This is a genomic window from Ensifer sp. M14 (assembly GCF_003355565.1).
Taxonomy (GTDB): Bacteria; Pseudomonadota; Alphaproteobacteria; order Rhizobiales; family Rhizobiaceae; genus Ensifer.
In genome coordinates, this window is sequence record NZ_QJNR01000014.1 from 441,440 (window position 1) to 455,694 (window position 14,255).

At 61.9% G+C, this 14,255-nt stretch carries 14 protein-coding genes; 1 reads left to right on the forward strand and 13 read right to left on the reverse strand.

What is annotated here, in order from left to right; genetic code table 11:
* Nucleotides 1-85: 85 nt before the first annotated feature.
* From BLJAPNOD_RS30575 to BLJAPNOD_RS30585, 3 genes are read right to left on the reverse strand one after another with little or no spacing between them, the layout of a single operon-like run.
* Entirely contained in the window at nucleotides 86-727 is a 642-nt protein-coding gene (locus BLJAPNOD_RS30575) for an Isoquinoline 1-oxidoreductase subunit (RefSeq protein WP_077499265.1), read from the reverse strand.
* Nucleotides 728-739: 12 nt separating this feature from the next.
* On the reverse strand, nucleotides 740-2,893 hold the full coding sequence (locus BLJAPNOD_RS30580; protein ID WP_115422538.1) for a xanthine dehydrogenase family protein molybdopterin-binding subunit: 2,154 nt from the start codon (nucleotides 2,891-2,893) through the stop codon (nucleotides 740-742).
* Between the two features lie 3 nt (nucleotides 2,894-2,896).
* On the reverse strand, nucleotides 2,897-3,355 hold the full coding sequence (locus tag BLJAPNOD_RS30585; protein ID WP_077499309.1) for a (2Fe-2S)-binding protein: 459 nt from the start codon (nucleotides 3,353-3,355) through the stop codon (nucleotides 2,897-2,899).
* 439 nt (nucleotides 3,356-3,794) lie between these two features.
* On the opposite strand from BLJAPNOD_RS30585, the gene gfa reads away from it, so the two are divergent.
* The gene (gene gfa / locus BLJAPNOD_RS30590) at nucleotides 3,795-4,364 is read left to right on the forward strand and encodes an S-(hydroxymethyl)glutathione synthase (RefSeq protein ID WP_115422539.1); all 570 of its coding nucleotides are present in this window, start codon (nucleotides 3,795-3,797) and stop codon (nucleotides 4,362-4,364) included.
* Nucleotides 4,365-4,599: 235 nt separating this feature from the next.
* On the opposite strand, the gene doeB is transcribed toward gfa, so the two are convergent.
* The 10 genes from doeB to BLJAPNOD_RS30640 form a co-directional block, all read right to left on the reverse strand.
* Nucleotides 4,600-5,610: a N(2)-acetyl-L-2,4-diaminobutanoate deacetylase DoeB gene (gene doeB / locus BLJAPNOD_RS30595; RefSeq protein WP_115422540.1), complete on the reverse strand. Its 1,011-nt coding sequence runs from the start codon at nucleotides 5,608-5,610 to the stop codon at nucleotides 4,600-4,602.
* Nucleotides 5,611-5,612: 2 nt separating this feature from the next.
* Nucleotides 5,613-6,794 carry an ectoine hydrolase DoeA gene (doeA, locus tag BLJAPNOD_RS30600; protein ID WP_115422541.1) on the reverse strand — a complete coding sequence of 394 codons (1,182 nt, stop codon included), beginning with the start codon at nucleotides 6,792-6,794 and terminating at the stop codon, nucleotides 5,613-5,615.
* 31 nt (nucleotides 6,795-6,825) lie between these two features.
* Nucleotides 6,826-7,818, reverse strand: coding sequence for an ectoine utilization protein EutC (gene eutC / locus BLJAPNOD_RS30605; protein ID WP_077499255.1), 993 nt, complete (start codon nucleotides 7,816-7,818; stop codon nucleotides 6,826-6,828).
* Entirely contained in the window at nucleotides 7,815-8,822 is a 1,008-nt protein-coding gene (gene eutB / locus BLJAPNOD_RS30610) for a hydroxyectoine utilization dehydratase EutB (protein ID WP_115422542.1), read from the reverse strand. Before eutB ends, eutC begins: the two co-directional genes overlap by 4 nt.
* Nucleotides 8,823-8,824: 2 nt before the next feature.
* A complete protein-coding gene (gene eutA / locus BLJAPNOD_RS30615) occupies nucleotides 8,825-9,604 on the reverse strand; it encodes an ectoine utilization protein EutA (RefSeq protein WP_077499251.1) in 780 nt (259 codons plus the stop codon).
* Nucleotides 9,604-10,266, reverse strand: a complete 663-nt coding sequence (ehuD, locus tag BLJAPNOD_RS30620; RefSeq protein ID WP_077499249.1) for an ectoine/hydroxyectoine ABC transporter permease subunit EhuD — start codon at nucleotides 10,264-10,266, stop codon at nucleotides 9,604-9,606. The genes eutA and ehuD overlap by 1 nt, the downstream gene beginning before the upstream one ends.
* A 3-nt stretch (nucleotides 10,267-10,269) precedes the next feature.
* Nucleotides 10,270-10,929, reverse strand: a complete 660-nt coding sequence (gene ehuC, locus BLJAPNOD_RS30625; RefSeq protein ID WP_077499247.1) for an ectoine/hydroxyectoine ABC transporter permease subunit EhuC — start codon at nucleotides 10,927-10,929, stop codon at nucleotides 10,270-10,272.
* Nucleotides 10,930-11,009: 80 nt separating this feature from the next.
* Nucleotides 11,010-11,861, reverse strand: coding sequence for an ectoine/hydroxyectoine ABC transporter substrate-binding protein EhuB (gene ehuB / locus BLJAPNOD_RS30630; RefSeq protein WP_077499245.1), 852 nt, complete (start codon nucleotides 11,859-11,861; stop codon nucleotides 11,010-11,012).
* A 62-nt stretch (nucleotides 11,862-11,923) separates the two neighbouring features.
* Nucleotides 11,924-12,709: an ectoine/hydroxyectoine ABC transporter ATP-binding protein EhuA gene (ehuA, locus tag BLJAPNOD_RS30635; RefSeq protein ID WP_115422543.1), complete on the reverse strand. Its 786-nt coding sequence runs from the start codon at nucleotides 12,707-12,709 to the stop codon at nucleotides 11,924-11,926.
* A gap of 124 nt (nucleotides 12,710-12,833) precedes the next feature.
* Nucleotides 12,834-14,219 carry a PLP-dependent aminotransferase family protein gene (locus BLJAPNOD_RS30640; protein WP_077499241.1) on the reverse strand — a complete coding sequence of 462 codons (1,386 nt, stop codon included), beginning with the start codon at nucleotides 14,217-14,219 and terminating at the stop codon, nucleotides 12,834-12,836.
* Between the last annotated feature and the right edge of the window lie 36 nt (nucleotides 14,220-14,255).

The following is a 14,255-nucleotide window of genomic DNA, read 5'->3' on the forward strand; positions in this document are numbered from 1 at the left end:
CCTTCAGAGGTGTATCCATTGGCTCGCCGCCAGCCCGACCCATTGACGAATTGACGTGCTACCTGTCTGGGCTCTGCTGTTGCGCCTAGGGTGACGGGCAGGCGGCGCCGGTATCCACCCACGCCTGGATAAGCTTGCCAAATTCGTCCTGTGTGCCGGGAACCGGCTCGCGGCCTTCGCCCGGTTGCCACCCCCATCCCACCAGCTCGTCATGCGCCATGTGCTCGACCATTTCCGCCATGGTTTTCTCACCGTTGCGTTTCGGGTCCTTCAATTGTTCGCAGATCTGCCCAAGGGTCTTGCCCTCCCAGGCCATCTCGATCGGGGCGAGATGCCAGGCAGGATTGCCGGGGATGCTTTTCAGTGTATCTGCCTGCCCGACCACCGGTGTATTCTGTTCGCTGTGGCAGGTGTTGCACTGCATGCCGACCAGGCCCATGCCGGCATCGCCCCGGAAGACTGGTGGCTGGTGCGGGTGCATGGACATGCCCTGCAGCGGTCGCTCCGTTGCTGGATGACAGTTGACGCACCGTGGATGCTGAATCACCTTGCCGGCCTCTTCAAAAAGGGCGACGGAACGCGCCCGCGTGTCGGGTATCGACTGAAAAGACTCAGCCGGACGCAGAGAGCCGGCGTTCTGGGCTACGGACGCCGGCGCGAGCAGGATGCCCGCGCCGACGATAAGACAGTTCGCGACAATGCCGGTTATCAGCAGCGTGATCTTCATCTGGTGGCCCTCTCAGGACGACATGATACTGACGATGGGAAGCTGGCGCACTGGCGCGTCGGTCAGCTTTCGCCACGCGTTGGCAACCGCCGGGCCGATGGGTGGTACGCCGGGTTCGCCCACCCCCGTCGGTTTTTCCGCCGACCTGATGATTTCCACCGAGACGTCGGGCATCTCGTTGATGCGGATCGACCGATAGTCGTGGAAGTTCGACTGCATGATCTGGCCACCCTTGCCAAGCGTGACGGCATCGAAAAGCACAGCACCCAGCCCATAACCGATGCCGCCTTCCATCTGCGCCTTGATGATGTTGGGATTGACGGCAACGCCGCAATCGACGGCGCACCAGACCTTGTGCACACGCGGCGCACCATCGGGGCCGACGGAGACTTCAGCGACCTGGGCGACGAACGAGCCGAAGCTCTCGACCACCGCCACGCCGCGGGCGCGTCCTTCAGTGAGCCTCGCCCCCCAATCCGACATCTCGGCGGCCTTGCGCAGGACACCGGCATGGCGTGAGGTCGCGTCGAGCAGTGCAAGTCTGCCCTCCACCGGATCCCGCCCGACGCGGGCGAGCAGCTCGTCGACGAAGGTCTCGACGGCAAAGCCGGTATGGGTATGACCGACCGACCGCCACCACAGCGGCGGGATTGGCAGCGTGACGTTGTGCGAGGTCACTTTGAGATTGGGGATCCGGTAGGGCAGGTTCGACGCGCCTTCGACCGAGGTCGAATCCAGGTCCGCCTTGGCCATGATCGATTGGCCGACAATGATCTGCTCCCATGCGGTGATCTGGCCCTTGGCGTCGATCGCGCCTCGCATCTTATGGGCGTACATCGGACGATAGAAGCCGCCTTGGATATCGTCCTCTCGTGTCCACATGTGCTTAAGCGGTCGATCGCCGCCAATGGCGGCATAGACGGAAGCCGCTTCCTGCATATAGGGCGAGCCGAATTGCGCCTTGCGGCCGAAACTGCCCCCTGCGAGCTGCGTATTCACCCGCACCTTTGTTTCGTCGAGCGACAGGATCTTTGCCGCTACCTGCTGATCGAAGCCCGGAAACTGCGCACCATTGTAGATATCGACGGAGCCGTCGGCGGCTTTGATGAACACCGCATCGAGCGGTTCCATTGGCGCATGCGCGAGGAAGGGAAAGATGATCTGGGCTTCGACGGTCTGCAGGCCCGGCTGTTGGAAGGCTTGCGCGACATCACCGTTGTTCGTCGCCTCCAAGCCCGGCTTTTCGAAGTGGCGGATGTACTCGGCCGCCAGTTCCGCCGACGAGCGGGTCTCTGCTTTGGAGAGATCCCATTCGATCCTGAGTGCATCGCGTGCCTTCAGCGCCGCGAAAGTATTTTCCCCATAGACTGCAATGCCCTGCGGGATTTGCCTGATGTCGACCACGCCCATCACTTTTCGGGCGTCCGTGTCGTCGAAGGACTTGACGACGGCGCCAAAATGCTTGGGGTGGGCGACCACGGCGGTGAGCAGGCCATCAGGCATGATGTCCAGCGTGAAGATTGCCGCGCCATTGATCTTTTCACGGGTATCGAGCTTCGGCAGATCTGTTCCGATCAGCACGAAATCCTTGGGATCCTTCAGTTTCGGCTCCGCTGGCGCGGTCTGTCTCGCTGCCTTGTCGGCGAAGGCGCCGAAACCGCTTTCCTTGCCGGAGCCTGTATGTTTGATCCGCCCCTTCTCGACGGTGATTTCCGCGGCAGGGACACTCCATTCCTGCGCCGCTGCGGCGACGAGCATGGCACGCGCAGTAGCACCCGCCTTGCGCATCTGCTCGTAGGCGTTGGCAATTGAACTGGACCCGCCGGTGCCCTGCAGGCCGAAGGCGAGGTTGGCGTAGATCTTGTTGTCGGTCGGCGAATGGACCGCACGCATCTGGCTCCAGTCGGCGTCGAGCTCCTCGGCGACGAGCGTCGCAAGCCCCGTGAAGGGACCTTGGCCAAACTCGATATGTTTGGACAGTACTGTGACGGTGTCGTCCGTGCCGATCTTGACGAAAGCGTTCATCGGCTTGAGGTCGGCTGCGCCACCGGCTGGAACGCCTGTCGGCGCAGCTGAAAGGAATTTAGGCGCGATAGCCACGCCGATGACGAGCCCGGCGCCAGCGAGGAAGGTGCGGCGGGTGGTGGTAATATCGTGAACGGTCATTGCTCAACCCTCCATCGAATTGGCGGCATTGTGGATCGCCGCGCGGATGCGATGGTAGGTGGCGCACCGACAGAGATTGCCGGTCATGGCACCATCGATCTCGTCGTCGGTGGGTTTGGGCAGCATCTGCAGGAGCGCCACGGCCGACATGATCTGCCCGGATTGACAGTAACCGCATTGTGGGACATCGAGCCCGGCCCACGCCGTCTGGACCGCCTCGGCCTCCTTTCCGGAAATGCCTTCGATCGTGACCACATCCGAGCCGTCGATCATGGCAATTGGCGTGATACAGGACCGCCGGGGCATGCCATCGAGATGGACAGTGCAAGCCCCGCATTGCGCTACGCCGCACCCGTATTTCGTGCCCGTGAGTTTTTCGAGATCGCGGATCACCCAGAGCAGAGGCGTATCGGGATCGCCATCGAAGGTGCGTTCTTTTCCGTTGAGCGTAAAAGTCACCATGTCCATGCGTCCTTCAAACGGAGCCGAGTGGAGGCCGGCTCTTGTTCAGAAAATGGTGGCCGGGCTCGCAAACGTCCGAGACGGGCCAATAAGGTGATGCAGGCAGACAACTGCCATGTCGTCGGCGGATCAATTCAAATGCGCGTGATGTGGACTGAAGGAGGTGCCCGGCTCCCCCGGAACATTGCTCCAACGCCAACGAGGCCAGTTTGTTCCTCGACTTTGAAACCGGACCGGAACTGAATCCTCCAAAGCTGGCCGGGCGCTTGCACCGATAGCTTCACCTGGAGTGCGACGCTACACGCGCTACGGTCTGTTACAGTAACCTACTGGCGCCAAGATCTCATCAAAGTACACTTGCGATCGGTAGCGCGTTGGCACTTGGTCTAACGGCCGCCGACCGAATTTTCATCAGCAGGTCAAACGTGGGAGGAACATCATGAGCAGAATTGCGATACATCCCGCCGTCGACAACGGCTTCAAGGCAAGCGGCACGTCGTTCTCAGGCGGGACCCTTGTCTGCAGTTGCAGCAGTCCGGTCAGGGTGAGGGTAAATAGCGATATCGCCCATAATCATGCATGCGGCTGCACGAAATGCTGGAAACCGAAAGGTGCCGTATTCTCTGTCGTCGCTGTTGCTCCGACGGACAAGATCGAAGTGTTGGAAAACGGCGAGAAACTTACGGTCATCGATCCTTCGGCCCTCATTCAACGGCATGCTTGCAAGGAATGCGGCGTACATATGTACGGACCGGTCGAACGGGAGCATGCCTTCAAGGGGCTATCATTCCTTCACCCCGAGAGGTTTGCGGAGGATGGTTGGGCAGCGCCTGGGTTTGCGGCTTTCGTCTCCTCGATCATCGAAAATGGCTACAATCCGGATGAGATGTCCGCCGTTCGTGCTCGTCTGAAGGAACTGGGGCTCGAGCCCTATGATTGCCTGTCGCCTGGGCTTATGGATTTCCTCGCCACATGGACCGCCAAGAAGAACGGCGTTCTCGCGCAATGACGAACGCCTGTCGAGTAGCCCGCCGTCACGAAAGGCGACGGCGGGTATCTATGGTGACCTATGGCCCTGTCAGTATTCCGCTGAAGGTGAAGCAACCTAAAACCAAAGCGACCAGGTAGTGCTGCTGCCCGCTCAACGACACCTGCGGACCGTGGAACCGCCAACGTTCTGCCTTCGGCTTTAAGCTAACCAGGCAGTTCGCTCAGCTTGGCGATTTCCAAGGCTAGTGGCCTGATCATATCGTCACCGCAACAACCGCGACGCAATCTCCTGGCTTGACGAGGCCAGGGAAGTGCCGGGCGCACAGAATACCGTCCCTCTTCGTGCAGACATCTTTCGGCACGGCACCGGTCTTGCCGATCGGGTGGATGCGGGCCACGGCCTGGCCGGTAACAACGCTCTCGCCCATGTCGACCAGGGGTTCGATCAACCCGGCATCCTCGGCAAAGGAGAAGCAGTTGCCGTCGGGCATATCGAGCCATTGCGTCCGGGTTAGGGATGCTGTGCTCGGTCCTTTCAGGATGCCTGCCTTGCGCAGCACGTTGGACACGCCCTGCTTGGCAATCCCGGCGCTTTTGGCGGTCGCCGTGCCGCCGCCGCCGAGTTCCGTCGTGATGAAGATCTTGCCCATATCCTCTGCCGCGGTGTCGTACATGCCGACCGCATCGATCTCGAGCATCTTCATCGAGTAGGGCGCGCAAAACGCGTCGACGAGTTCGAACGAACGGGCTTCCTGACGCTTGTCGGGCAGGATATGCGCCGCGCAGAATGGCAGGAAATCGAGCGTTTTTCCACCGGAATGGAAATCCATGACGATATCTGCGAGCGGCAGGAGTTCGCGCTGGAAGTAGTCGGCGATCTTTTCAGTCACCGTGCCGTCGGGCTTTCCAGGGAAACTGCGGTTCATGTTACCGCGGTCGATCGGTGAAGTACGTGTTGCCGAAACGAAGGCCGGATAATTCATCGCGGGTACAATGATCACCCGACCTGCAACGTCCTCGGCCGTCAGCGTGCGAGCAAGATCGAAGAGGGCGATCGGTCCCTCATATTCGTCGCCGTGGTTGCCGCCGGTCAGAAGGGCCGTCGGCCCTTCGCCGTTCTTGACGACGGTAACGGGGATCATCACCGAACCCCAGGCGGAATCGTCGCGGCTGTAGGGCAGCCGCAGGAAACCATGCTGGACGCCGTCCACTGAAAAGTCCACCGTCGGTGAAATCGCGGACGGACGAAGCGCTGAAACCGTCATGGTCAGTCCTTCACGAAAAGCTTGCGCGGCACGTTGGCGAGGCATTCGACCCCGGTCTCGGTGATCAGGATGCTCTCGGTCGTCTCGAAGCCCATGTCCTCAAGCCACAGGCCAGTCATGAAGTGGAAGGTCATACCGGGTGTAAGCTCGGTGCGGTCGCCGGGGCGCAGACTCATGGTGCGCTCGCCCCAATCCGGTGGGTAGGACATACCGATCGAGTAACCCGTGCGGTTGTCCTTGACGATGCCGTACTTCTTCAGCACGGCAAAGAACGCCTGAGCAATATCCTCGCAGGTGTTACCCGGTTTCGCCTGGGCAAGACCCGCCTCCATGCCCTCGAGCGTCGCCTTCTCCGCATCCAGAAACGCCTGGGTCGGCTTGCCGAGGAATACCGTGCGTGACAGCGGCAGATGGTAGCGGTTGTAGCAGCCGGCGATCTCGAAGAAGGTGCCTTCACCCGATTTCATCGGACGGTCGTCCCAGGTCAGATGCGGTGCCGATGCCTCGACGCCGGAAGGGAGCAAAGGCACGATGGCCGGGTAGTCGCCGCCGATGCCGTCGACGCCGCGCGTGCCCGCATCGTAGATTTCGGCGACGAGATCGCATTTGCGCATCCCGACCTCGATCTTGTCGAAGATGCGTTGATGCATGCCCTCGACGATGCGCGCAGCGTTGCGCATGTAGGCGATTTCCGCCGGGCTCTTGACTGCGCGCTGCCAGTTGACCAGTGCCGTCGTGTCGACGAATCGAGCATTGGGCAGGTGTTTCTGCAAGGCGGCATAGGCGGCGGCCGAGAACCAGTAATTGTCCATCTCGACGCCGATGGTAAGCTTGTCGAGGCCGCGCTCGGCAAGCTTTGCTGCGAGGTAGTCCATCGGATGGCGTTCGGTTGATTGCACGTAGTGATCGGGATAGCCGATGATGTTCTCGTGGGCGAGATAGGCCGTGAACTTCGCGCCGTTTGCGTCCTGTCCGCGTCCGTACCAGATCGGCTCGCCCGTCGGCGGCACCACGACGGCCTGATGCACGTAGAACGACCAGCCGTCATAGCCGGTGAGCCAGGCCATGTTGGTCGGATCGCTGACGATGAGCAGGTCGACACCCTTATCCTCCATGGCCTTGCGCGTCTTTGTGAGGCGCGCCTCGTACTCCCCAAGGGAAAATTTGAGGTTGGGTTTGGTCATGTCTCTCCCTCATTCTCCGGTCTTGCCGGTCTCAGCTTGCAAATGTCGCGCCCTTGCCGCGCTCTTGCGCGCGGGCAAAGGCAAGCGTGGCGATGGCGGTGTCTTGGATGCCTGTACCGGTCAGGTCGACGATGGTGCGCTGGTCGGCAGCGGTGCGCCCCGGGCGCTGGCCAGCGATGATCTGGCCGAGTTCGGCAAAGTCGGCTTCCGCTGCGATGCGGCTTGCCTTGATGGCGTGGTGCAGTTCGCCGAGCCGTCGTGTCTGTGCCAGGCTATCGGCGACATAGAGCGAGGCCTCCGCAATCGCTGCCGGTTCGATCTCGTTCTTGTGTTCGGCGTCCGAGCCCATGGCAGTCACATGCTGGCCTGGCCTCAGCCACGCGGCCTTGAGGATGGGGCTTTCTGTCGGTGTGGTCGTGACGATGATATCGGCACCTGCTGAGGCCTTTTCCGGATCACTTTCCGCCCTGACGGGAATGCCGAGCCTCCCCGTTAACGTGCGGGCGGCAAGCTTTGCCTTTTTACCGTCGCGCGCCCAGATCCGCGCTTCCCGGATCGGGCGCACCAGGCAGAGCGCCTCAAGCTGAAGTGCCGCCTGCATGCCCGCGCCGAAAATGGCGGCGACAGAGGCATCCGCACGCGAGACATGCCTTGCGGCAACTGCGCCCGCAGCCGCGGTGCGCACGTCGGTCAGATAGCCATTGTCCAGCAACAGCGCCTGGACGACGCCTGTTGTTGCCGACAAAAGCACCATCATGCCGTTGGTGCTCGGCAGGCCGAGCTTGGGGTTGTCGAAGAAGCCGGGGCTGATCTTGATCGCGAAACCGTCGAGCCCAGGCACATAGGCGGTCTTCACATCGACTTCGCCGCGATGTTCCGGGATGTCCAGGCGCAGGATCGGCGGCATCACCACGGCCTTGGTGGCGAGTGCACAAAAGGCGTTCTCGATGCAGTCGACGGCGGCAAGGTCGAGCGGCACGACCGCCCGCAGATCTGCCTCGGTCAGAATTGTCATGCGCGTCATGCCGCGTCCTCCCGCAACAGATCTGTCTCGCAATTGACGACACGCTGGTGCAGTTCCATGTCGACGTTGCGGCCCGAAAGGATGAGTGCAACCGGTCGACCGGCCGGGTCGATCTTGCCGGCAAGCAAGGCGGCGATGCCGACGGCGCCGGCGCCCTCGACGATCTCGCGCTCCTGCGCATAGGCGTGCCGCATTCCCGCTGCGATCTCCGCTTCCGAAAGCAAGACGACATCGTCGAGCAGCGCGTTGCACATGGCAAAAGTCACACGGTTGACAAGGCCGATGCCGCCGCCGAGCGAGTCAGCAAGACTTGGCATTTCGGCAATCTCGACGGGGCGGCCTACATCGAGGCTCGCCTTCATCGCTGCACCGCGCTCCATGGTGAGGCCGATGACCCTGATGTCCGGCCGCCGTGATTTCACTGCCAGAGCCACGCCAGAGGCGAGACCGCCGCCCGATAGCGGAACGAGCACCATCCCGACATCCGGCATGTCATCGACGATTTCGAGGCCGAGAGTGCCCTGGCCGGCGACGATGGCCGGATTGTCGAACGGCGGCACCATCACAAGCCCATCCTGCTCGACGAGCCTTTCGACTTCACGCTGGGCGTCATCCTGCGAGGCGCCCGTGATATGCACCCTGGCGCCAAGTCGGCGAATTTCGGCAAGCTTGTTTTCGGGGACGAGGCGCGACATGCAGATTGTCGCGACGGTGCCTTCGGCTTTCGCAGCGTAGGCCAGAGCCCGCCCGTGGTTGCCCGTCGAGGCGGCAACGACACCGCGCTTGCGCTCGGCCGGCGACAGCGACAGGAGCGCATTGCAGGCACCGCGCAACTTGAAGCTTCCGGTTGTCTGGTGATGTTCAAGCTTGAGGCCAATCGGCACATCCAGGAGTTCGGAGAGGGATGGAGAGAGGGCGAACGGCGTCTTCAGCACATGGGCCGAAATTCGCTGCGCGGCAGCTTCGATGTCGCCGTAGACCACGGGCAAGGAAGATCCAGACATGCTCACGCTCCAGCCAACGGCAGCGTCATCAGCTGGCCGAATTGAGCATAATGGTTGTGGTCGCCACAAAGACGCAGGCATGCCCAGGCGGTTGCCAAATTGCTGGTGACGACAGGCTTGCCGATCGCGTCCTCGATCCGTGCAGCGACGGAGGCGGCGCGCACCGCCGTGCAGGATATGAACAGCGCATCAGAACCCGGTGCCACGGCCTCACGCGCAAACGCGATGAGTTCGTCAAGGCCGACACGTGCCATCTCCCGGTCGTCGGTCAGGCCAAGGCAGGCGAACCGGTCGATCGAAAAACCGCTTTCAGCAAAATAGTCCGCCATCGGGCGGCTGGTCTCGAGCGTGTAGGGTGTCAGAACCGAGATGCGGGCAGCGCCAAGGGTGCGAAGCCCCTCGACGGCTGCGGCCGTCGGGGTGACGACCGGTACATCCGGCTTTGCCGCACGGATCGCCGCCGTCACCTGATCGTCGCCGATGACGACGGAGGCGGACGTGCACGAATACATCACGACATCGAGCTCTTCATCAGGAAGGATCAGGCCAGCGGCAGTCGTCAGCTGTGGCTGCATCGCGCGCAGGTTCTCGGGCGTGACGGGATTGGCATAGGGAATGCGCGCGACATAGACGCCGATGCGCTCGCTTGCGACCATGCGCCGGAAGTCCGGCTCGGTCGTGTGGTCGGTGGCAAGGATGATCAGTCCGACGCGTTTTTCGAGCGGGCGCTCGTCGAGCCTCGGTCGACGAGAGGCGAGCGAAAGCGAGAACGTCTTTTCCATCAGCGCTCCTCCACGCGGCTGTAGCGTTCTTCCAGCCATCGCAAAAACACGACGGAAATCAGGCTCATGATCAGGAAGAACACGCCGACCAGGGTCATCGGCTCGATATAGCGGTAGTTGCTGTTGGCGATGCTTTTCGCCTGGTTCATCAGTTCGAGAACGGTGATGGCCGACAGAAGCGGCGTCTCCTTGAACATGGCGATCAGGTAGTTCGCGAGTGCGGGGATCATTGGCGGGATCGCCTGGGGCAGGATCACGTGCAGCCAGGTCTGGCGCAGGGTCAGGTTGGTGGCCCGGGCTGCTTCCCATTGGCCGCGCGGAACGTTCTCGATGCCGGCGCGATAGACCTCGGCCGTGTAGGTGCCGTAGTGAATGCCGAGCCCGATGACGCCGGCGACCAGGGCCGGTAGGCTGATGCCGATATCGGGAAGCACGTAGAAGATGAAATAGAGTTGCACGAGCAGCGGCGTACCGCGAATGAACTCGACGAGGAAGCCGACGACGCGGGCGATCGGCTTTGGTGCCGAAAGCCTCAGGATCGCAAAGAGAAGGCCGACGACCGCGGCGACGACGGCTCCGAGAACCGTGGCCAGAAGCGTGATCTTCAGTCCCTCGAGGAGGGTGGGCATGATCTGCCAGACGAAATTCCAGTCCCATTCCATCGCTCAGCCCCTCACGCCGTCAAGGCCGCGCGTCATGCGCCGTTCGAGCCACCGCATGCTGCGCGATATGACCCAGGACATCAGGAAGTAGAGAACGAGGATCACTGTGAAAGGGATTAGCGTGTTGCCAGTCTGGGCACGCACGACCTGGGCCTGAAATGTCATGTCGGTCAGCGAGATCAATGAGACGACGGCCGTGCCTTTCAGGAGCTCGATGGCGTTGTTGCAGAATGTCGGCAACATCAGCGGCAAGGCCTGGGGCAGGATGATGTGGCGCATGGACTGGTAGCGCGTCAGGTTGAGCGCAATGCAGGCCTCGCGCTGCTCGCGGCCGATCGCCTTCACCGCGCCGCGCACCACCTCGGCTCCATAGGCCCCGACATTGAGGCCGAGCGCCAGGACACCAGCCTGCAGTGGCGTCAACGTGATGCCGGCAAAGGGCAGGACGAAATAGACCCAGAAGAGTTGCACGAAGATCGAGGTGCCGCGAAAGAACTCGATATAGGTGGTCGCCAGCGCTCGCACCGCGAACGAGCGGCTAACGCGCGCAAGGCCCGCGGTAAAGGCCATTACGACAGCCAATGCCGAGCCCAGTACCGTCAGCTGCAGCGTCACCAGCGCGCCCTGCAATATCAGCCCTATGTAGCCGGACCAGTCGATCATCGTTGCCTACATTCCAATCATCGTCAGCCATTGGGACCGGCTCCCCGCGTCGCGAGTGCGCAAGAGGGAGCCGGAGCGCGTTACTTGGCGGCGCAGAGCTTTTCGCGGGTGGTCGACATGGCGGCCTTTGCGGAAAAGCCATAGGGCTCGATGATCTTGGCGAACTCGCCGGATTCCTTCAGCTTGGCCAACTCGACGTCGAAGGCGTCCCGCAGCGCTTCGTCGCCTTTCTTAAAGGCGGCGCCGTCACAATAGACCGGCGCGCCTTCGACCGGGGCGACAACCTCAAGGTTCGGATCATTCGCCTTCGACATCAGGTCGTTGATCGAGAGCACAGGCAGGGAATAGACATCGATGCGGCCGTCCTGCAGCATTTTCAGTCCGCTCTGGCCGTCGGGCACGACGATAACGCGATCGCGGGGAACGCCCGCTTCGAGCGCCAGTTTCTCTTCGGTGCCGCCACCCGGCGCACCGATCTTGACGTCGGGGTTGTCGGCAATGTCCTTGTAGCTCATCAGCTTCAACGGATTGCCTTTCTTCAGCGCGAAGGCTTCCGCGTCGCAGAGCACCGGCTCGGAATAGGCGACCGCCGCACAGCGTTCCGGCTTCATGAAGAGGCCGGCAGTGATGGCATCATGCCGTCCGGCCTGAAGGCCCGGGATCATCGCACCGTATTCGGAGATCGACGCGGCGACATCGGCGACGCCGAGACGCTTGAAGATTTCGCGGGCGACATCAGGGGCGGCTCCCGACACCTTGCCGTCGGCGCCGACGGCGGTGAACGGCGGTTCGTTGGCAATCGCGATGCGGGCAAAACCCTGATCCTTCAGTTGCTGCAGCTTGTCGTCATCGGCAATCGCCGGTGCAGCAGAAAGGATAGCCATCAACGTCGAAACGCTTGCGGCCATTGACATGAAATGCGTGATTTTCATCGGTATCGGCTCCTCTGGCTGTTCTTCATCTTTTTGGTTGGGGCACATCCCGGCGCGAACGCTCAGACGCGGTGCCCTGCCGCGATTATCTTGCGCAGGAACACTTGCGTGCGCTCCTGCTTGGGATGACGGAAGATGTCGTCCGGCTTGCCTTCCTCGACGATCCGGCCACGGTCGAAGAAGAGGATCCGGTCGGCGAAATCATGGGCAAAACCCATCTCATGCGTCACGAGAAGCATCGTCATGTCGGTCTCCGACGCGAGCTTGCGCATGACGTTCAGGACTTCCTCGACCAGTTCGGGATCGAGGGCGGAGGTGATTTCGTCAAACAGCATGATCTTCGGCGACAGCGCGAGTGCGCGGGCGATTGCCACCCGTTGCTTCTGTCCGCCGGACAGCTGCGCCGGCATGCTTTTCGCCTTGTCGGCCATGCCGACCATGTCGAGAAGCTCCATCGCCCGCTTTTCCGCGGCAGCCCTTGCCATGCGCTTGGTCAGCATCGGAGCGAGCGTGACATTGTCGAGAACGCATTTGTGGGGAAACAGGTTGAAGTGCTGGAAGACCATGCCAATCTTTTCGCGCATCCGCTGGAGATAGCGCTCGTCGGCGGCGACAAGCCCGCCATTTCCCGGCATGTGATAGAGCTGTGCTCCATCAACCTCGATATGGCCGCCGCTGATCGTCTCCAGCGTCATCAGAATGCGCAGGATCGTCGTCTTGCCTGACCCCGACGGCCCGATGAGCGCGAGCTTCTCGCCCGGCATGACCTGCATCGACAGTCCGTCGAGCACGGTCAACGGACCGTAGCGCTTGATGATGTTGTCGATGCGGATGATGGGATCGGGCATTCACGTCTTTCCCTTGGTGGGGACCGGTGATGCCCTAACGATGATCGCCCATCCAAATCATGTCAATTGGAATAATAATATCATGACAATTATTCCGATTCCGCTCATGAAATAGGCGGCAGCCTCAAATCGCGAGCAGCAGAGCTTCGGGATTTCCAAGCGCCAGAGAGGCGACGATCCCGAGCCCCTGGCGCAATTCCTGTTCGCTCGTCGAGCCGAGGGAGATGCGCACGGCCGGCCGCCAGCCGAGATCGGATGTGCGGAAAGAGGATCCCGGTGCGATTGCGACGCCCCGCAACCGCGCCTGCGAGACGAAGTCTTCCTCGGTGTGTCCATCCGGCAAAGGCAGCCAGATGTGCAGGCTTTGGGGATGCGAGCGATAGTCGAGAGTGCCGAGTGCGTCGGCGGCGATTGCATGGCGCACAGCCAGCGCCCGACGCTGCCACTCGACCAGTTCCAATGCGGTTCCATCGCTGACCCAATGTGTGGCGATCTCGGCGATTGCCGGGGTCGCCATCCAGTTGGAGACCAGATGCCGGTTGGCAACCGCCGCCACGTAGCGATCGGGTGACGCGAGATAGCCGATGCGCAGGCCAGGCACAGTGATCTTGGTGAAACTGGTGATGTAGAGCGTGCGCTCCGGCGCGAACGCTGCCACCGGCTTCAGCCCGGCATCGACGAGTGGACCGAGAATGTCGTTTTCGATGATCGCGATGTCGTGCCGGCGGGCAACCTCGGCAAGGGCTGCGCGCCGCGCCTCGCTCATCAGCGTCGCCGTCGGATTGATGACCGACGGCTGCAGGAAGATCGCACGAATGACACCCTTGCGGCACGCCTCGTCCAGCGCTTCCGGGATCATGCCGTCCTGATCGATGGGCAGGCCCTCGAGATGGATACCGAGATAGGTCGACAGCGGCACCAGCGTGTGGTGGCTGACCGCCTCGGTCGCGATCGTCGAGCCGGGAGGCGCGACGCTCATCAGCGCCACCGTCATGGCGGAAGTCGCACCGTTGGTGAGACTGATATTGAGCGGTGAAATCTGGAGGCCACAACGCGCAAGCCATCCGGCCGCGACGCTACGGTGGCGCGGGAACACCATGTTGGGGCGGAAGGAAAGCGCCGAGCTGGAAGGCAGGTTCTCCGCAAGCCAGCCGAATGCGCTGCGCATCTTCTGAAGATGCAGTTGTTCGCAGACCGGCTTGAGGATCGACAGGTCGATCAGTTCGCCAAGACGCTCCGGCAGATAGGGTGGCTCCGGCTCCTTCGCCTGGGTTTGCACGAAGCTGCCGCGCCCGATTTCGCCCGACACCAGCCCCCGACGGATAAGCTCGTCATAGGCACGGCTGACCGTTTGAACCGAAAGAGCGAGCTCGTCGGCGAGATGACGATGGGTCGGGAGGCGCTGCCCGTTCGAAAGCTTGCCTTCCTGGATGGCGCGTGCGAACTGCTCGGCCAACGAGAGGTAGGCCGGGCGGCGGAGCTGGGCAGGGTCGGGGCGCCAATTTGTCATGATTTTACACTGCTGAAAATCAGGTCAATTGACAAC